An 18,413-nucleotide genomic window follows, 5' to 3' on the forward strand; every position below is an offset into this window, starting at 1 on the left:
TTTAATCTAACGTACTTCTTTTCAGAGGTGTTGCACAATTAGAATCGTAAAGCTGTGCACCCTCGGAGCCAATTTTACAATTAAAATTTCCGTTTTCATCACACTGCTGAACGGCGTTACAGCTATTATCATTTTCAATGTGCTCATAGCCCCATTGAACAGCTGATTTTGAATTTTTATTCAGAGACGAAGTGCTTGCTGCACTGGTCAGTCCCACTGCCACAACAGCAAGTGGCACAATGGTTTTTAAAACATTCGTTTTCATAATAATATAATTTATATGGTTAATGATCTACTCTTTTTTACAGGTTTTCGATCAGTTCCCTGCTATTTGGCCAATAGATTATCTACACTTTGACTAGCGTAATGTGTTGTAATTTTTGAATCCAGTTTATACACAATAATGTGAGTGCCGATCAGCACATACATTTTGTCATCCAGCACTTTAAAGTAGCGCATTTTTTTTCCGTTGAGATCGCTTATGCAGAAACTAAGAACATAGCTCTTTTTCCTAAGATCATAAACATCAATAATACTGGAATGTTTCCATATTTTATCATCTTCAAGCCTTCCAGGTATTGCAGACTGTACAAACAGTAAGTTGCCGAAAACAGCACAATTTTTATTCACAAATAAGGGCGGCTTTGAAAACTGCCTCTGTCGGAAATTTTCATCATTTTCAATATGCAGTTGAGCCTTTGTAATAGTATCTATTGTACTGCTCCTGTAGTCAATTTTCAAACGTTTATCTGCAATTGTAAATTGATTTCGGTAGGCATATAGATAAATTATTCTTTTCATTTCCCTGCTGTATACCAGCATACCGTCAGTATCAAAAACTCCATCATTCTGTTTTTGCAGAATTTCTGGATTTAGTGTTGTTCTTCCATTATCCAGCAGATCAATTACGGCAAGAACATTATCTCCATTTGTTCTTTTTGCTGATACTACAGTTATTGCATTGGAGTCAATTACTCTGGCAGTGGTAAAGTACTCTCCTTTGCGAAGAATTAATTTAGCATTCCAATTATCAATCTTTCCCTTAAAAATGCAGGGCACTGTACCATCTGTCACAAAAAAATAAGGCGGTTCCACCATAATTGATGCTGCCCTGAAGGGAAGTTTCTTATTGTCCAAATCTATCTTCTTTCTTTGGGTTTGTTCCAGTCTGGAATTCAATTTTGTGATCACTAATGGCGCTGTAGTATTACCTAAATAAATATCACTGCTGTCAAGTCCCGCAAAATAAAAAGAGTTCAGTTTTAAATCTGAGGTGGCAATCTGTCTTATAGGTGCCTGGGGAAATCGCCTTGTAAGTGTATTGTGATAATGAATAATATTTTCCGAAAGCATAAATAAAGCCGCAACTACACTGACGCTTGCAATGGTTACCGAAGAGAAAACTCCGACTATGAATCCCTTTTTAAGATATAAGCTTTTATCTTTTTTCTCATAGAGAATTATTGCTAAGACACTGAGAAAAACAAAGGCCAGATTAAAAATCATATGAGATTGCCAGCTAAGCTTTTCCAGTACACCTCCACAAGAACAAGGGATAAAAGACGTATAATTCAGGATTATAAAAATATAGGTAGTAAACATGACCATAATTCCATATGACGCAAAAAGTCCCAACCGCTTATATTTAGGAATTAACAGCAGAATGCAGATAATTATTTCGAACAAGGGTACAATAACCGCCAGCTGTTCAGCAAATGCACTCAGTAAAGGTGATTGTCCCAGCTGGATTCTGAAATGCTGGAAATCCATAAGTTTGCTTGCAGAAGCATAAATGAACAGAAGGATAAAGAGCAGGCAGATGGTTTCTGTAATGTAATATTTGGTACGGCTGCTTAACGTCATGATCTTACTATTTTAAAATGCGTCTATAATTTCTATTTCCCTGATAATATTGGAAATCATCAATGCAAATATATATACGAAATTTCGCATAACCCCTTTAAAAACCAAGCCAAAAACTTTGAAAATCAGGCAGTTTTACAGTTGAGATGGCATAAAAAATAAATGCCTGCACTTTGTAAGAATCGCGCAGGCATTAAATCATTGTAATTGTTTTTGAAATCAGCCTTTTATCGAAGCGCTGATTCCGGCAAGTTTTTCATGCAGTTCTATAAGCCCTGCTTTCTGCAGGCACTCTTGAGAGAGACTCTCCAGTTCTGTCCTTCCCTGCTCGCTTATGCTCTCCAATAGGACCGAAGATCCTTCTCTTATCTTCAGCCCGTCTTGTATCAAATGGCTTAAAAGCAGCACATTTTTTCGTGAAATTTTCAAATCTATTTTCACCGGCTCATTCATGCCAGGGATACTGAGCACCGTATCAAAAACCTTGGCCGCATCATTTGCTGTAATCATACTTCATCATTTTAAATTAATATTTCACTTACCGTAAAATTATAAAGTATCATCCCTATTTACCCTACTCAAAATTTGGGGAGGATTGCAGGGCTTGGAAGCCTTTTCTAATTTAGCCTTAGGCAAATACGCGGTACCTGTTCAATTGGTGCATTTAGATTTTTAAAGCAGATTCTAAAATGGATTTCCTTTAATTTTTAATAAGGATGACAGCTGCTTCTTAGCTGATTGCTAAAGCTGAAAAAAGTCTTTTAGAAGCTTTCGGACTGCGGTTTTTGGCAGTCAGCAAGATGTCTGGTTGTATCACAACCAAAAATCTTGCTGCCCCTCTGCTCGGAACTCGCTGGCAGTGAAACTTTAAGGTTGAATGAAATTGAAACAATGAAAAAGAAAAGATTATGGAAGACAAAAACAGCAGCAGAAATAGATGGCTGCACATCCGGCTGACCAAAGAAGAATTTGATTTTATTGATAAGAATTTCAAAGCATCAGCCTGCCGCAAACGCAGTGATTTCGTGCGCAGAAATCTGCTGCGAAAACCCATTGTTATGAGATATAGAAACGAGTCGCTGGATAAGCTGCTGCAGGAGCTTATCCAGCTCAGAACGCAGCTTAATTTCATGGGGAATAATTTCAATCAGAGCGTTAAAAAACTCCATACCCTTTTTGAAATTTCCGATTTAAGAGTCTGGATTCTGTCTTTTGATTCGGACAGGAATAAATATTTTTCGCTGGTTGAACAAATAAAAAAACAAATTGAAAATCTCGCCCAAAAATGGTTGCAGTCATAAACACAGGACACTCAATTAGAGGCATCCTTATCTATAATGAGAATAAAGTTTCCCAAGGAGGTGCCGTGTGTATCGGCGAGGGAAATTATCCCATCGATATTGAAAAAATGTCTGAATCTTTTAAGCTCGGCGTATTTCTAAGACAGCTCCAGCTCAATGAAAATGTCAAGCTCAGCGCAGTGCACATCTCGCTGAATTTTGACCGTTCGGACACGGATTTATCAAAAGAAAAACTCATGCAGATCGCCTCTTCTTATATGGAGAAAATTGGATTCGGCGCACAGCCTTATCTGGTCTACCAGCACCACGATGCGGGACATCCCCACCTTCATATCGCATCCATAAATGTGCGGGCAGACGGATCCAGAATTAACATGCACAATATTGGAAGAAACCAGTCTGAAACTGCTCGCAAAGAATTGGAGATTTCTTTTAATCTGGTTCGGGCGGACTCGAGAAGAAAACAGAGTCCGGCACTTATTAATGACATCGATGCGGAAAAAATAAAATATGGGGCAATAGATTCCAAGAGAGCCATCGGAAGTGTACTCAATGCAGTTATTCCGCACTACAAATACACAACGCTGGGTGAGCTGAACGCAGTATTGAACCTCTATAACGTGAAGGCGGAAAGGGGAAAGGAAAATTCAAAAATGTTTCAGAATAAAGGGCTGGTCTACCAGATTCTGGATGAGAACAAAAAGACTGTCGGAGTTCCTATAAAAGCCAGTAGTTTTTATTCCAAGCCAACCCTTTCCCGGCTTGAAATTAATTTTGCCGACTCCAAAACTTCTCGCATGATAAACATGAAAAGAACACGAAATGCGGTGGACCTGCTCCTTTTGAAATACCCAAACATTACGCTCTCGCAGCTTGAAACGCGGCTGGCTAACCAGGGCATTACGGCAGTTGTCAGAAAAAATGAACAGGGGCTAATATACGGCATGACGTACATAGATCATAACACCAGATGCGTTTTCAACGGAAGCAGTCTCGGACCTGGATATGCAGCCAAAGGTCTCCTGCAGCGTCTGGGCCATTCCTCTCATTATGAGAAGCAGTATACAGTTCCTGATGGTACCGCTCAGAAGCACGGCTCTTTTATTTCCGCAGGGGAAGTGCAGCGGATAATTGATGAAGTGCTTTTCGCCGGAACGCCGTCAGATTACCTTCACAGAGAGCTTAAAAACAAGCGAAAAAAAAGAAGGAGAAAAGGACAGTCCGATAATAATTAACACATAAAAATCAACAGCATGCAGACGGGAGAAAATGAACAGGCGCTTAGAAAAATTTTAGATATGACAAGACTGATGAGCATCGCAGTGCTGCTCATCCATTTTTATTATTACTGCTTTAATTCCTTCAGGCATTGGAATCTTGCGCCGGATTTTACCTGCAGGATACTGGAGAATATTTATCGTACGGGGCTTTTGGACAGCTTCCATAAATCTAAGCTTTTTGCACTTGGACTCTTGGTTATTTCCCTCATGGGGGCCAGAGGAAGAAAAGATGAAAAGCTCCATTTTAGAACTGCTTTTTATTATATCTCATTGGGGCTGATGTTTTACTTTGGTTCCTATCTGGCTTTTGTAATATTTGCGAATGCTGAGGTCTGCTCCGTACTATATATATCACTGTGTTCTTTGGGTTATTTAATGACGCTTTCCGGTGGCACCCTACTCTCCCGAATTATCCGCAGAAAGCTGGGTTCAGCAGATATATTCAATAAGGAAAATGAAACTTTCCCACAAGAGGAAAGGCTGATTGAAAACGAATATTCCGTTAACCTTCCCGCACGCTATCACCTCAAAGACAAAGTGCGAAGAAGCTGGATTAACATTATAAATCCCTTCCGAGGTATTCTGGTTCCAGGCACGCCGGGTTCGGGAAAATCATACTTTGTAATCCGCCATATAATCACCCAGCATATTGCCAAAGGATTTTCCATGTTCATCTATGATTTTAAGTTCGACGACCTCACCGTTATCGCCTATAATGCCTGGCTGAAATATCGTCATCTTTATGCCGTGGAGCCCAAATTTTACATCATAAATTTTGACGACCTCTCCAGAACGCACCGGTGCAATCCTCTTGATCCTGCGGCAATGACAGACATTACCGATGCCGCTGAATCTGCCCGCACAATCCTTATGGGACTCAACCGGGAGTGGATTAAAAAACAGGGAGATTTCTTTGTGGAATCCCCTATAAATTTCCTGACAGCTGTCATCTGGTACCTTCGAAAATACAACGATGGCGAGTTCTGCACCCTGCCCCACGTTATTGAAATGATCCAGGCAGATTACGAGAGCCTTTTCACGCTTTTGAGAACTGAAAAAGAGATCGAAGTGCTTATCAATCCCTTTGTCAGTGCGTTCCTGAACGAGGCTGTAGACCAGCTGGAGGGGCAGATCGCTTCTGCTAAAATCTCACTGGCAAAACTCTCCTCACCCCAGCTTTACTATGTGCTGTCAGGCAGTGATTTTACCCTTGACATTAATAATCCATCTGATCCAAAAATTGTTTCAATGGGGAACAATCCGCAGAAAATACAGACATACGGGGCAGTCCTTTCCCTTTTTGTCAGCCGTCTTATCAAACAGGTAAACCAGAAGGGAAAGCTTAAAAGCAGTCTCATTTTTGACGAGTTCCCCACTATCTATCTCAATAATATTGACAGTCTGATTGCAACGGCAAGAAGCAACAGAGTGAGCACCTGTCTGGGTATTCAGGACTTCAGCCAGCTTCGTAAAGACTACGGCCGCGAGCAGGCTGATGTGATCATTAATATAGTCGGAAATATCATCTGCGGACAGGTCAGTGGGGATACGGCCAAACAGCTCTCAGAGCGTTTCGGAAAAATAATGCAGGACCGCGAAAGCCTCTCTATAAACAGCAGCGACACCTCCATAAGCCGTTCCCGACAGCTGGAATCCGCAGTGCCGCCTTCGAAGATTTCTTCGCTGAGTTCGGGGGAATTCGTGGGCATGACAGCTGATAACCCGGACTGCAGAATTGAGCTTAAAACCTTTCACTGCGAGATCATCAACGACCACGAAAAAATTAAAAAAGAAACAGATAATTACCAAGAAATTCCGATCATACGGACAATTGATAATGCTATCATCCACAAAAATTATCTGCAGATAAAAATTGAAATTCAGGAAATAATCCACAGTGAAATGGAAAGGATAATCAAAAATCCTGCGCTTTCATCACTGGTTCTCAAAAAAGAAAAATAACTTTTAATCCTTAGATGTTTTCTTGAGACAGAGAAAAAAGAAATGTTTTTTTAGCTACCGGATTCTTTTATAAGCTGCAGTGTCTTTTCGTCCTGCTCTCCATTGTAATATTTCACAAGCACCTGCCTGAAACATTCAGGCGTTTCAGGCAGAAGTCCGAACAGGGTCATGCAGGATTTAAGTTTCCTTTCATCTGGCCTGCCCAGAATTTCCAGTGCCGTTTTATTCTCGATCTCAAGCATTGGCTGGGTAATTTCCACCAGACGTTTTCCCAGTATCGGGTGATTGAGATACAGTGAGGCTTCCTTTAGGTTTTCAATGCCGTAAAAGATATTATAATCCGTGAATCCCAGTCCTCTTAGCTGGGGAAAAATAAACCACATCCAGTGGGTCTGTTTGCTGCCCTGCCTGATCTCTTCCAGAGCATTTCCGTACGTTTCCCGCTGCGCTTCTAAAAATCGGTCCAGATCATATCGCTTTTCCATTGCATTGCTTTTTTGTCACCTGAAATTACAAAATATTTCAATGCCGATCCCAAAACAGGCATCTGAAATAGGGGTTCAGCCTGCTGTAAAAACTATAAGGAAATTTTCAATGAAAACGGATTAAAAGAGCCGCGAAAATAGCACCCGCAGGCTCCTGCATGCGCATAACGGCCTTGCCGCCCTTCGGGACTTATAGCACTCCGGATCCTTGATCGGGCGCTTGATTTTGTGCTTTCTTTTTTCCCGTTTTTTCTTTGAAAAATTTTATGCGGGCTTGAGAAAAAACAGAAAAAATATTCACTTAAAATTTTACATCATGGAAATCTCAGGACGAATCACAAAAGATGCCGTAATGGTAAAAGTTTCAAATGACAGGGAGGTGGTAAATTTCTCCATTGCCATAAACGACAGCTACAGACCAAAAGGCTCAGGCGAGCTTAAAAAGATTGTAACCTACATCGACTGCTCCTATTGGATGGGTTCCAAAATGGCGCAGTGGCTTAAAAAAGGAACCGTGGTTGAACTCTTCGGACGTATAGGTATGAATGTTTACAATAATGCCGAGGGCAAAGCGCTCGGTTCGCTGACCTTTCACACCAGTAATATTAAAATACTGGTTTTCCCGAAAACAGAAAACACTACTGAAGTTCCCGCAGTCCAAAAGAAAAACATGGATCAAGACACCCCTGACGACCTGCCTTTCTAATTGGAATATATACGGTTTCACATCAAAATTTATACGCCATGAAAGCCTTTGAAAAATCAGTCTACATAGAATATCCCGTATCCGCCCAGTTCAAAAAAATAGTCCTCTCCAATATGGAATCTTATGACGGAACAAAAAAAGAGCAGTTAAAATCTTTTTTGGAAGACCTGCAGAAAAATGGATGCATCTGCGGGATGATTTCAGAGTTTGTCTACAACTCGGACTGCAGGAAATTCTATATCCAGCATTTGGATGATTTGGAAAATATCCGATACGAAATTGAAGATTCCCTTGGGGAATCTGTCAAAAACCGCCACCGTCTGCCCCATTACACCTTTGTATGCTGGCTCTGCTTTGAAGAATACTGTTTTGACATCTACAGAAACAGTTTTGAATAACGCTTTTCAATCTTAAATCTTCCTTTATGAAAGCATCAGATAAATTTAAAACTGCTATAGAAAGCTACCTGAGCGAAAAAGCGCAGAACGATGCCGTTTTTTCAGCGGACTATAAAAAAGAGAGCAAAAACCTTGAGAGCTGTTTCCATTACATTTTCGGCGAGGTCAAAAAAACAGGGGAATGCGCCTTTGACAATCAGGAAATCTTTGACATGGCTGTGAAGTACTACACAGACGACACGATTGGAACGCCTGCCCCTGTTCAATGCAGAGTTGCAGTAAGCCCGACTACCAAACCTGATTTGTTCTCCACTGCTCCCGCAGTATCTCAAAGCACAGTTCAAAAAACAGAAAAAGTGCAGCCCGTGAATCCTGTACAGAAAACCCTAACACTCTTTGATTTATGATACCCAAAACAGTTATAGAAAAAGAAATCAGCGCCTTAAGTACCTCCCTAGCACCAATCACAGCGCAGATGCATCAGTGGGCGGAAAAAAACATTTTCCTGAAATGGGCAGTGCTCTCAAGGGGAAAATTCCATTGTCTGGAATGCACCCATTCGTGGAAGCCCGACAGCCAAAGCCAATCCTGCCAGAAGTTTATCAAATGCGCCTCCTGTCAGGGCAAACTTAAAATGCATCAGCACAATCAGGTGCATTTCAAAGAAATCGAATACTTCGCCCTTACCGATACCTGCTGTGGGTATCAGGTGGTGCGCATCATCTGCTCGCACAAGAACATGAAAAAAAATGTGCTTCCCGACTATTCCCACACGGAAGTCATGCAGCATTGGATAAATCCAAAAGGGGAAGTACGCACCATCTCAAGAAACACCAATGTTTTTTCCAATGCCTATGATGCATGGCAGTACTATTCCCCTTTGGAAATCCGTCCAAAGGATTTTCAGAACTCGCCAAAATACCGCATCAATCCCTACAAGGTTTATCCGCACATAAAAGTGATTCCGCTTTTAAAAAGAAACGGTTTTAAAACTTCCACCTATGGCATTGCACCGCAGATACTCTTTACTGCTCTTTTAAAAGACCCCATTGCAGAAACCTTTTTAAAAAGTTCGCAGACCTCTCTGCTCAAGCATTACCTCACCTCCCATGAACAGCACCTGCGCAAAAACTGGCAGGCAGTAAAAACCTGTCTTAAACAGCGTTATCAGATTCAGGACATCAAAATTTGGGAGGATTATATTGCCCTGCTCCGATGGTTTAAAAAAGACCTCAACTCCCCTGCGCTTGTCTGCCCTGAAAATTTAGACCAGGCGCATGACAGGCTTGTTGCCAAAAAAAGGGACATACAGCGCAGAAAGCATCTTGCGCAGATGCGTGCTGAAATACAGAAAGCAGAGCCGATTTATGAAAATGATAAAAAACAGTTCTTCGGACTTTCTTTTACCGATAATGACCTTACCGTAAAAGTCCTTGACCGTGTGCAGGATTTTCTCCAAGAGGGCGACACGCTCCACCACTGCGTATTTACCAATGAGTATTATAAAAAGAAAGATTCCCTGATACTCTCGGCGCAGATTGAAAACAGACCCGTGGAAACCATTGAAATCTCTCTTTCCAAAATGGAAATTATCCAGTGCAGAGGGCTTCGCAATAAAGCCACTAAATATCACAGCAGAATTCTTAGGATTATAAATAAAAAATTGCCTGAGATTGCCGAGCGGTTGAAAAAGCAGAAAAAGCAGACCGCTCCCGCTTAAACCATTTTACTATTCATACCGCAGATTTTACACTGCGGTATTTTTTTGGCGCGCAGACACTTTAAGGTACACGGGGCAGTCCCGGCTCAGGAGCTATTGTGGAATGTTAAGTCAATTTCATCACAAAGTTCGGGCACGGCTTTCGGTTCTCCGCAAAAAATTCCCCCATAAATGCAGGGCTGCGCCTCTGCTTTATTGCGTTGCTTTCTGCGTTCGCTCGTCCCTGCCCGCACAGCGGTGCTGTAATTAATCTTAAAACTACAGCAATTATGAAAAATCAACATCAAAACACAGACTGGCAGAAAGTATCAGAAATCGAACTGATCTATAAAACCAAAGTAAAAAGCACTGAAAGACCGTGTATAACTTCTTCCAGAGATGCTTACCGCATACTACTTGACAGCTGGGATCCCGGCAAAATAGAATTCTTTGAGCAGTTCAAAGTGCTGCTGCTCAGCCAGTCCAACAGGGTTCTGGGAATCTATGAGGTTTCCTCAGGAGGCATAGCGGGAACTGTGGTGGATATGCGCCTGCTTTTCGCTGCAGCCCTGAAAGCTGCCGCCGTCGGGATCATCATCACCCACAACCATCCATCAGGAAAAACAGTCCCTTCCGAGGCCGACAGAAATATGACCCGAAAAATTAGAGAAGCGGGAAAACTGCTGGATATTCCATTGCTCGACCACCTGATCGTAACACCCGAGACCTATTACTCTTTTGCAGATGAAGGCGCCCTTTAAGGGCGTTTTCATCTTTCATGCCCTTGTGCTGTTCTGGTTTTTTAAGTAATTTTGCCCTATGAATCATGAAGAAATAAAACGATATTTTGATAACACTCCGCCGCCGAAGGAAGTAGCGTGGACCGAATGGGCGAAGATTACCGACACTCAGGTTTTCCTCAACAGCTGTTATACCACCATCAAAAATTTTAACGGCCCGATAGACCGCTGCCCTGCATGGTGGCATTTAAGGGATTTTTACATTCTGATGAAAAAAACAGCAGGCCAGCCGATCGGCGAAGAACCTGCTTCAGAATAATTCTGATCCTTCCGTAAATTCTTAATAAAGGAAAAAAGCACCGATTTGGGTGCTTTTTTTATGCCCCGAAAAATAAGGCTTTTTTATTTTTGTTATTATTTAGAACATTTTATTTATAAAAATTGTCGCTATCTGTGCTAATTTTGATGGATATAAAATGATTAAGATTATGAGCCGGGCTATTGTACACATCGACATGAACACGTTTTTCGTATCCTGCGAAAGACTGACAAATTCTGAACTTAACGGCATACCGCTTATCATTGGAGGCGGTGAGAGAGGCGTTGTGGCTTCCTGCTCTTATGAAGCCAGAAAATTCGGCGTGCGTTCGGCCATGCCGATACATATGGCCATGAAGCTCTGCCCTCAGGCAAAAATTATGAAAGGCGACATGGAACTCTATTCCAGGCTTTCACACGACATTACAGAGATCATCCAGGAAAAAGCGCCCGTGGTGGAAAAAGCCAGCATTGATGAATTTTATCTGGACATCACAGGCATGGATAAATTCTATGGCAGCTACAGATGGACCGATGAGCTCGCCCAGCGCATCACAAAAGAAACAGGCCTTCCCCTCACCTTTGCGCTTTCGGTCAACAAAACCGTATCGAAAATCGGCACCGGTGAAGGTAAACAGAAGCAGAACCTTGAAATACCCGAGCATCTGGTGCAGTCTTTTTTAAATCCGCTCTCCATTAGAAAAATCCCGATGGTCGGCCAGAAAACCTTTGAGCTTCTTTCCCGCATCGGAATCCGCACCATCCGCACACTCTCTGAAATGCCTGCCGAATCCCTGCAGCAGATGATCGGCAAAAACGGAACCGAACTATGGAAAAAAGCCAATGGAATTGACAACAATCCTGTGGAGCCCTATACGGAAAGAAAATCAATTTCAACCGAACATACCTTTTCCCAGGACACCATTGATGTATTAAAACTAAACAGGATCCTTCAGGGCATGGTGGAGAAACTGGCTTATCAGCTCCGCGCCGAGCAGTGGCTCACCTCAACGGTGACCGTCAAAATCAGGTACGCCAATTTTGATACCGAAACCAAGCAGTCCAGAGTCCAGTACACCTCAGCGGATCATCTTCTGACCCAGACAGTGACAGATCTCTTTACCAAGCTCTATCAGCGCCGTATGAGGCTGCGCCTAATCGGAGTGCGCTTCAGCGGCCTTGTCAGGGGAACCTATCAGATCGACCTTTTCAATGATACCGAGGAAATGCTTTCCCTTTATCAGGCTATGGACAGAATGAAGACCCGTTACGGATTTGATGCCGTGATGCGCTGCGCCGGCGCATCTTTCAAACCCAATAATAAAAATGAAATTTTAAAACGTAAAAAATAAATCATGTTTCTCAACTGCCACTCTTTTCATTCCCTGCGCTACGGCACTATTCCGCTGGATGATCTGATAAAACAGGCAGCACAGTGCGGTGTCATGGCAGCAGCCTTGACCGACATCAACACCGTAACTGGGATTTATGATTTTATAAAAGGCTGTGAAGCCTCAGGCATAAAACCGCTTGTCGGTATAGAATTCCGATGCAGGCACAAATTGCGTTATATCGGGCTTGCAAAAAATGCTGCAGGGCTTTCCCAGATGAACCGCTTTCTGACCGATCATAATTTCAGCGGAAATCCCCTGCCGGAAAAAGCTCCATCTTTTGAATCGGTTTATTTTATCTATACGCTTGAAAATGCGCCTGCGAAGCTCGACGAAAATGAATTTATCGGCATTGAGCCTGACCAGCTCGGCAGGCTTTTTATGCCAGAACTTAAAAAGAAGATTTCCAAAATGGTTATCCTGCGACCCGTGGTATTCCGTACCAAAAAGGAATACAACCTGCACCGGATTCTGCGCGCCGTTGACCTCAACGAGCTTTTGTCCAAACTCGAACCTGATGACTGCTGCAGAAAATCGGATATGATGATGCCCGAAACAGAACTTACCTCCCTATATAAAGATTATCCCGAGATCATCCAGAATACCCGCTACATCATCGAGCACTGTAATTTTCATTATGATTTCGAGAGTCCCAAAAACAAAAAACATTATACCAAAAATAAAGCTGGGGACATCGCCCTTTTAACCACGCTGGCCGAAGAAGGTTTGGTTTGGCGCTACGGGCGCCATAATGACCAGGCAAAAGCGCGTGTGGAGAAAGAGCTAAAAGTAATCAATGACCTTGAATTCAGTGGCTATTTCCTAATTACCTGGGATATCATACGCTACAGCAACAGCCGCGGTTTCCTGCATATCGGAAGGGGTTCGGGCGCCAACAGCATTATTGCCTACTGTCTGGGAATAACGGACATCTGCCCACTAGAGCTTGATCTGTATTTCGAGCGGTTCCTGAATGAGAACCGTAAAAGCCCTCCCGATTTTGACATCGACTGGAGCTGGAAAGAGCGTGATGTAATCTTAAAATACATATTCGACCGCTACGGTTATGAGAATGTGGCTTTCTGCGGTACCAATGTAGAATTCAAATACCGCTCGATTTTCCGGGAAGTCGGCAAGGTTTTCGGCCTGCCGAAAGATGAGCTTGACCTGCTGGCAAAGAATCCCATGAAATTCCATGAGCCCAATTCCATTGTCAAACTGGTTCAGGAATACGGCATGATGCTCGAGAAATATCCCAACATGCGCAGCATGCATTCCTGCGGGATTCTGATCTCGGAAGAACCGCTGACCAATTACACGCCGCTGGAAATGCCTCCTAAAGGTTTTCCAATTGTACTTTTTGATATGCACACCGCTGAAGATATCGGATTTGAAAAATTTGATATCCTCAGCCAGAGAGGGATTGGCCATATTGATGATACGGTAAAACTAATTGAGAAAAACAGAGGCCTTCGAATCAATATTCGGGACACCTCATTATCAAAAAACGAGCAGTCAGCCAACAAATTTCTGGCAGAAGGAAGGACAATCGGCTGCTTTTATATTGAAAGCCCCGCTATGCGCGGCCTTTTGCGCCGTCTGAAATGCGACAACTACAAAACACTTGTGGCGGCATCATCGATTATCCGCCCTGGGGTTGCGCAGTCCGGAATGATGAAGGAATATATCTTCCGCCATAATAATCCGTCAAAATTTGAATATTTTCATCCGGTTTTCGAAAAGGAGCTCGGAGAAACCTACGGGATTATGGTGTATCAGGAAGACGTTATCAAAATTGCCCTGCATTACGGCGGTCTCTCAGCAGCAGACGGAGATATCTTAAGGCGTGCCATGTCGGGTAAGGGACGCTCAAAAGCCGCGCTGCAGAAAGTAAAAGACGATTTCTTTATTTCAGCCGCCGCAAAAGGGCATCCCGAAGCGCTGAGCGAGGAAATTTACCGCCAGATAGAATCCTTCGCTGGCTATTCGTTCTGCAAGGCGCACTCGGCATCCTATGCCGTTGAGAGCTACCAGAGCCTTTACCTCAAGGTGCACTACCCTGTTGAATTTATGGTTGCCGTCATAAATAATCAGGGAGGGTTTTACAGAACTGAAATCTATGTGCACGAAGCCAGAATGGCCGGCGCCGTTATCCATACCCCCTGCGTGAACAAAAGCGGATATGAAACTGCTCTTTACGGCAGCGATATCTATCTTGGCTTTATGCACCTGCAGGGTCTGGATTCCAAGCTCTCGCAGTTCATTTCTTTTGAACGAGAAAGAAACGGCGTTTATAAATCACTCGAGGATTTCATAAACAGGGTGCCCATGGGCATTGAGAATGTTAAGGTTCTTATTTTTATCGGCGCTTTCCGCTTTACCGGAAAAACCAAAAACCAGCTGCTGGTGCAGGTAAGCCTTTTGATGAATAATTTCAAGCCTGAAAATCGCGGGCTTATGCTCATTGAGCAGCCTGCTAAAGAATTTAAGCTTCCTGTTCTGGAGCGCTCGGTATTTGAAGATGCCTTTGATGAAATCGAGCTTTTGAATTTCCCCATTTCCTGCACCGTTTTTGATCTGCTGCAGACCAGACACCGAGGGGATGTGATGGTGCGTGACCTCCTGAAATACCATAAAAAACAGGTCCGAATGCTGGCTTACCTGATCTCAACCAAACAGGTGCCTACCAAAAGGGGCAATATGTATTTTGGGACATAGATCGATAATGAAGGTGCCTATTTTGATACGGCGCATTTCCCCGACAGTCTGGTCCACAATCCATTTCAGGGAGGCGGATGTTATCTGCTTCTGGGAACCGTCGAAATTGACTATCATTTCCCGACGATCACCATTTCAAGGATGGCAAAAATGCCTTTCATTCCTGATCCCAGATATTCGGACTCGGAAAAAAGGTATACCACACAGCACAATATCAAACAGGATGTCAGCAGCACTAACAGACAGCCATATCCGCAGGAGCATGAAATTAATCTGCCGCGCCACAGAATGAAATTTTGATTTTTTTATGTAAAGTCCTAAGAATGAATTAAATTTGATAGAGAAGCAAGAAAAGTACAAGAAAAATAAGCATAAAGCACATCCGTTTTCTGCTGTTTCTTTTCCAAAGCTTTTGCTTTCGCTTTTCATTTTCTTTTAAAAGTCTTTCAATGCATTTAATGTTTATTGAATATGGTTCCATAAGAAAAAGACAAAAGCCTTGCGAAGGACATATTTGTATCAGGATAAGACATTTTTAAAACAGCCTTAAAACGGAAAATTATGTGTTATTATACCCAGCAGAATGCCTCAATAGAAGATCTCAAAAGACGATTTAATGCGGAACTCGACAATGAAGAGACTTATCTGCAGTCGGATTTCATAAACGGTTTTTCGCATCCCAACATCCCTGTGATACTCAATTCATCTCCGCATCTCATCACAACTGATTACACATGGGGACTTTTGCCTTCCTGGGCAAAAGACATCGAGTTCAGGAAAAACACGCTCAATGCCCGCATTGAATCCATTGACGAGAAAGCGTCATTCAATAATATAACCCACAATCGCTGCCTTATAATTGCTTCGGCTTATTATGAATGGCACTGGAATGACGAGAAGGGAAAAAGCAAGGACAAATACCAGATCAATTCGCAGGATGATGAAATCTTCACCTTTGCAGGCTTGTACTCAACATGGACTGATCCGGTTACGGACGAGATTAAAAATACCTACACCATGGTGACCACTAAGGCCAATAAAATAATGGATTATGTTCACAACCATAAACACAGGATGCCGATAATGCTTAAAAAGCAGGATGAAACGGCATGGCTGGACCAGTCTGTTGCCATCACCGAATTTGCCTTTCCCTACGAAGGAAACTTAATTGCACTTCCGTCAAATTAATACCAGCTTTATGAAACAGGATATCGATTATTTCAATGGCATGAGCACCGAAGATCTGCTTAATAGATTTATGGAGAAGCTGTATTCCAAGACAGAATTCATACAATATAATGACCCTGATGATTTTTTCGATCCGGAACAGGAATACGGAAACCACATAACACAATGTATTGCTGAAGAAAGAGATTTTATACGAGAATTAATCCGAAGTACATCTGCTAAAGCTGGAGTAATATTAACTGAGGAGCGGATTGAAGAAATGGTGCAACAGAAAAGAGAAGAGATCAACAAACGGACCGGATCGGCAATCGAAGACTATATTGAAAAGGTTTCAGTTACTTATATTGATCCTGTTCGGGAATGTGAACAAAAATTTCTTTTGCAGAGATGGCTGTGCAGATTTTGGAAGTTTCTAAAATTACTGTTTACTAAATAAAGTGTGAAACAAAAAAAAATTTTTCAATGTAGAGCGGTGATTAGAATCGTTAAGCGCTATATATATTTCATAATATTTAACGTGCAAAATAAATATTGATTTAATTAGTAACTTAGAATGCTTATGAAATACTGAAGCAATAACTATTGATCCCTGCTTTCTTAACTCCCGCTCCGCCCTTTAAAAAAATTGTTTTCAAAAGAAAAAACGGAAAAAAAGAAAGCAAGAATCAAGCGTCAGTTAAAGGATGCGGAGTGCTATAAGTCCCGAAGGGCGGACGAAAGGTAACTGGAATCCGTTATGAGCATGCAGCAGACGGCTGACACTATCTTGGCTGCCCTTTTTAGCCGTTTCGAGTGAAAACAGTAGTAAGTTTACCAATTATGGAAAACCGTAAAACCCTAATATCATTTAGTCCTAAGTTTACCTTACGGAATAACGTAAAAATATATCAGCAGTATGCAACATTCATTAGCGTTTCAGTTTTGCACTAAAATAATAAAGTTTAAAGATGGATCGCTAAAACCCGTATTTCTACTGATTCAAAAAAATTCACAAATGCTACTTTTGGAGTCTACTGCACTTTCAAAAAATTTCCTTTGATCTATTTTCTTTTTAACTAGTAAAATTCAAACCAACTATGACGACGAGAATTCCAATAACAGAACTAATTTTTCCTGAATATGATGACAAAGATGTGATCGCTGCCTTTGACTATTTTATGACATTTATGACACCCGACCAATGGCACAAAAGAAAACAGGCAATTGAAGAATATCTCAGTAATTTCCACTCTGACTCTCCACCTCTTTCAAAACCCGTATCGGACGGACTGTTACTAGTAATTGAAAAAGACAGAATAGGCTGGTATCTTTATCTGGTACACTGCTTAATACATGAACCCCATAAGTATGAGTATTATCAGGGGGCACGCATTGTCCCTATTTTTAAACGTATCGGAATGGACATTGATCTGCTTCCTTCCCTTGATGGACTCAGAAAAAAAATCAGCGATCTCATAAAAAAAAGACCAATTGAAGCGGACCAGATCCTGTTTGAATTTCTAGCTGCACTTGCCTGGAAAAGGAATGGCTACCAAGTAGAATTCCTTCCAGAAGAGGCTGACAAAACCCCTGATCTTTTAGTCCGAAAAGAAGATAAATCTTATCAGGTGGAATGCAAGAGACAGCAGAAATCAGGCAGTTATTTTTATGAGGAAACCGTACTGCGTCAAAAAATGGTGCACCATATCATACCATTTGTTTTAGCGCATAACTACCTATTGGAAATTACTTTTCATGTAGAATTAAAAACACTGCCCGAAACTTATCTGATCGATTTGTTCAGACTCGAAAATTCAAAAATAAAAGAAAAAAACTGGAGGCTGTCTAACGAAAAAATTGAGATAATCGCATCAACGTTTGATCTGAAAATGATTAATGCGCAGCTTTTAAAATATCACATAAAGTACAATTCACCACAATTACTAGAATTGCTGGCAAAAAAACCTATCGATTATGAAGGTTTTACGGTAGCACTCAATTCGACAGGATATCATGTGGGAGAAGGTCTGGCGAATAACCGGTATATTCATAAGATTACTAATGCCGCAGGGATTAAATGTACATGTGATTCTCTTCAAGCGTATGTCGGAAAAGCCCGCGATCTTGACGGACTGCTTGCCAAAGCTTTAAGACAGTTGACGCTTCCCTATGAAGCTGTTATTCATATTGGAATGGAAACTTTTGACGGTCCGGCAGTTTAAAGGGAAAGATTAAAAAAAATAGTTAAGACAATTGAAAGCATAAATCCGGAAAAAACCAGATTAAGCTGGCTCTTTACTCATTTTTTTCAGTCTTATTCCAGAAGTAATCAAGAATGGATATTTGATGAGTCTGTTGATGTCGCCTCTTCCTATGTTGTACCAA

Annotated in this window: 17 protein-coding genes and 1 pseudogene; 14 read left to right on the forward strand and 4 right to left on the reverse strand. The window is 41.8% G+C overall.

Translation table 11 applies throughout. The features are described 5' to 3' along the window. Window position 1: 1 nt before the first annotated feature. From M4I44_RS18100 to M4I44_RS18110, 3 genes are all read right to left on the reverse strand, one after another. Window positions 2–265 (reverse strand): DUF6520 family protein, encoded by a 264-nt coding sequence (locus M4I44_RS18100; protein ID WP_129056628.1) that lies wholly within the window; start codon window positions 263–265, stop codon window positions 2–4. 62 nt (window positions 266–327) lie between these two features. Continuing rightward, a complete protein-coding gene (locus M4I44_RS18105) occupies window positions 328–1,863 on the reverse strand; it encodes a MauE/DoxX family redox-associated membrane protein (protein WP_249965652.1) in 1,536 nt (511 codons plus the stop codon). Between the two features lie 219 nt (window positions 1,864–2,082). Next, window positions 2,083–2,373, reverse strand: coding sequence for a hypothetical protein (locus M4I44_RS18110; protein ID WP_249965653.1), 291 nt, complete (start codon window positions 2,371–2,373; stop codon window positions 2,083–2,085). Between the two features lie 398 nt (window positions 2,374–2,771). On the opposite strand from M4I44_RS18110, the gene M4I44_RS18115 reads away from it, so the two are divergent. From M4I44_RS18115 to mobC, 3 genes are read left to right on the forward strand one after another with little or no spacing between them, the layout of a single operon-like run. Beyond that, window positions 2,772–3,164 (forward strand): plasmid mobilization relaxosome protein MobC, encoded by a 393-nt coding sequence (locus tag M4I44_RS18115; protein ID WP_249965654.1) that lies wholly within the window; start codon window positions 2,772–2,774, stop codon window positions 3,162–3,164. Next, entirely contained in the window at window positions 3,149–4,399 is a 1,251-nt protein-coding gene (locus M4I44_RS18120) for a relaxase/mobilization nuclease domain-containing protein (RefSeq protein WP_249965655.1), read from the forward strand. Before M4I44_RS18115 ends, M4I44_RS18120 begins: the two co-directional genes overlap by 16 nt. Before the next feature lie 18 nt (window positions 4,400–4,417). After that, window positions 4,418–6,406: a conjugal transfer protein MobC gene (mobC, locus tag M4I44_RS18125; protein WP_249965656.1), complete on the forward strand. Its 1,989-nt coding sequence runs from the start codon at window positions 4,418–4,420 to the stop codon at window positions 6,404–6,406. A 50-nt stretch (window positions 6,407–6,456) separates the two neighbouring features. On the opposite strand, the gene M4I44_RS18130 is transcribed toward mobC, so the two are convergent. Beyond that, the gene (locus tag M4I44_RS18130; RefSeq protein ID WP_035627452.1) at window positions 6,457–6,891 is read right to left on the reverse strand and encodes a DUF1810 domain-containing protein; all 435 of its coding nucleotides are present in this window, start codon (window positions 6,889–6,891) and stop codon (window positions 6,457–6,459) included. 316 nt (window positions 6,892–7,207) lie between these two features. Between M4I44_RS18130 and M4I44_RS18135 the strand changes: the two genes are divergently transcribed. From M4I44_RS18135 to M4I44_RS18185, 11 genes and pseudogenes are all read left to right on the forward strand, one after another. After that, a complete protein-coding gene (locus M4I44_RS18135; protein ID WP_035627454.1) occupies window positions 7,208–7,597 on the forward strand; it encodes a single-stranded DNA-binding protein in 390 nt (129 codons plus the stop codon). Between the two features lie 38 nt (window positions 7,598–7,635). Beyond that, window positions 7,636–7,995 carry a hypothetical protein gene (locus M4I44_RS18140; RefSeq protein WP_070908213.1) on the forward strand — a complete coding sequence of 120 codons (360 nt, stop codon included), beginning with the start codon at window positions 7,636–7,638 and terminating at the stop codon, window positions 7,993–7,995. A 26-nt stretch (window positions 7,996–8,021) separates the two neighbouring features. Then, window positions 8,022–8,402 (forward strand): Cas9 inhibitor AcrIIA9 family protein, encoded by a 381-nt coding sequence (locus M4I44_RS18145; protein ID WP_249965657.1) that lies wholly within the window; start codon window positions 8,022–8,024, stop codon window positions 8,400–8,402. After that, complete coding sequence (locus tag M4I44_RS18150) at window positions 8,399–9,715, forward strand: PcfJ domain-containing protein (protein ID WP_249965658.1); 1,317 nt, start codon at window positions 8,399–8,401, stop codon at window positions 9,713–9,715. The genes M4I44_RS18145 and M4I44_RS18150 overlap by 4 nt, the downstream gene beginning before the upstream one ends. A 269-nt stretch (window positions 9,716–9,984) precedes the next feature. Next, on the forward strand, window positions 9,985–10,455 hold the full coding sequence (locus M4I44_RS18155; RefSeq protein ID WP_249965659.1) for a RadC family protein: 471 nt from the start codon (window positions 9,985–9,987) through the stop codon (window positions 10,453–10,455). 58 nt (window positions 10,456–10,513) lie between these two features. Beyond that, complete coding sequence (locus M4I44_RS18160; RefSeq protein WP_249965660.1) at window positions 10,514–10,753, forward strand: hypothetical protein; 240 nt, start codon at window positions 10,514–10,516, stop codon at window positions 10,751–10,753. Between the two features lie 169 nt (window positions 10,754–10,922). Then, window positions 10,923–12,104: a DNA polymerase IV gene (gene dinB, locus M4I44_RS18165; RefSeq protein ID WP_249967428.1), complete on the forward strand. Its 1,182-nt coding sequence runs from the start codon at window positions 10,923–10,925 to the stop codon at window positions 12,102–12,104. A 3-nt stretch (window positions 12,105–12,107) separates the two neighbouring features. Next, window positions 12,108–15,161, forward strand: a pseudogene (locus M4I44_RS18170) (DNA polymerase III subunit alpha). Window positions 15,162–15,422: 261 nt separating this feature from the next. Beyond that, entirely contained in the window at window positions 15,423–16,049 is a 627-nt protein-coding gene (locus tag M4I44_RS18175) for an SOS response-associated peptidase (RefSeq protein WP_249965661.1), read from the forward strand. A gap of 10 nt (window positions 16,050–16,059) precedes the next feature. Further along, window positions 16,060–16,485: a hypothetical protein gene (locus tag M4I44_RS18180; protein ID WP_200104570.1), complete on the forward strand. Its 426-nt coding sequence runs from the start codon at window positions 16,060–16,062 to the stop codon at window positions 16,483–16,485. Between the two features lie 640 nt (window positions 16,486–17,125). Then, entirely contained in the window at window positions 17,126–18,250 is a 1,125-nt protein-coding gene (locus tag M4I44_RS18185) for a hypothetical protein (protein WP_249965662.1), read from the forward strand. Window positions 18,251–18,413 lie beyond the last annotated feature (163 nt).

It is taken from the genome of Flavobacterium sp. B183 (assembly GCF_023539155.1).
Classification (GTDB): Bacteria; Bacteroidota; Bacteroidia; order Flavobacteriales; family Flavobacteriaceae; genus Flavobacterium; species Flavobacterium tructae.

Excerpts from the sequence above, each read along its gene's own strand:
- M4I44_RS18110 (WP_249965653.1), bottom strand. The coding sequence starts at position 2,373 with ATGATTACAGCAAATGATGCGGCCAAGGTTTTTGATACGGTGCTCAGT.
- M4I44_RS18175 (WP_249965661.1), top strand. The coding sequence starts at position 15,423 with ATGTGTTATTATACCCAGCAGAATGCCTCAATAGAAGATCTCAAAAGA.
- dinB (WP_249967428.1), top strand. The coding sequence starts at position 10,923 with ATGAGCCGGGCTATTGTACACATCGACATGAACACGTTTTTCGTATCC.
- M4I44_RS18180 (WP_200104570.1), top strand. The coding sequence starts at position 16,060 with ATGAAACAGGATATCGATTATTTCAATGGCATGAGCACCGAAGATCTG.
- M4I44_RS18185 (WP_249965662.1), top strand. The coding sequence starts at position 17,126 with ATGACGACGAGAATTCCAATAACAGAACTAATTTTTCCTGAATATGAT.
- M4I44_RS18120 (WP_249965655.1), top strand. The coding sequence starts at position 3,149 with ATGGTTGCAGTCATAAACACAGGACACTCAATTAGAGGCATCCTTATC.
- M4I44_RS18130 (WP_035627452.1), bottom strand. The coding sequence starts at position 6,891 with ATGGAAAAGCGATATGATCTGGACCGATTTTTAGAAGCGCAGCGGGAA.
- M4I44_RS18155 (WP_249965659.1), top strand. The coding sequence starts at position 9,985 with ATGAAAAATCAACATCAAAACACAGACTGGCAGAAAGTATCAGAAATC.
- M4I44_RS18105 (WP_249965652.1), bottom strand. The coding sequence starts at position 1,863 with ATGACGTTAAGCAGCCGTACCAAATATTACATTACAGAAACCATCTGC.
- M4I44_RS18140 (WP_070908213.1), top strand. The coding sequence starts at position 7,636 with ATGAAAGCCTTTGAAAAATCAGTCTACATAGAATATCCCGTATCCGCC.
- M4I44_RS18150 (WP_249965658.1), top strand. The coding sequence starts at position 8,399 with ATGATACCCAAAACAGTTATAGAAAAAGAAATCAGCGCCTTAAGTACC.
- M4I44_RS18145 (WP_249965657.1), top strand. The coding sequence starts at position 8,022 with ATGAAAGCATCAGATAAATTTAAAACTGCTATAGAAAGCTACCTGAGC.
- M4I44_RS18100 (WP_129056628.1), bottom strand. The coding sequence starts at position 265 with ATGAAAACGAATGTTTTAAAAACCATTGTGCCACTTGCTGTTGTGGCA.
- M4I44_RS18160 (WP_249965660.1), top strand. The coding sequence starts at position 10,514 with ATGAATCATGAAGAAATAAAACGATATTTTGATAACACTCCGCCGCCG.
- M4I44_RS18135 (WP_035627454.1), top strand. The coding sequence starts at position 7,208 with ATGGAAATCTCAGGACGAATCACAAAAGATGCCGTAATGGTAAAAGTT.
- mobC (WP_249965656.1), top strand. The coding sequence starts at position 4,418 with ATGCAGACGGGAGAAAATGAACAGGCGCTTAGAAAAATTTTAGATATG.
- M4I44_RS18115 (WP_249965654.1), top strand. The coding sequence starts at position 2,772 with ATGGAAGACAAAAACAGCAGCAGAAATAGATGGCTGCACATCCGGCTG.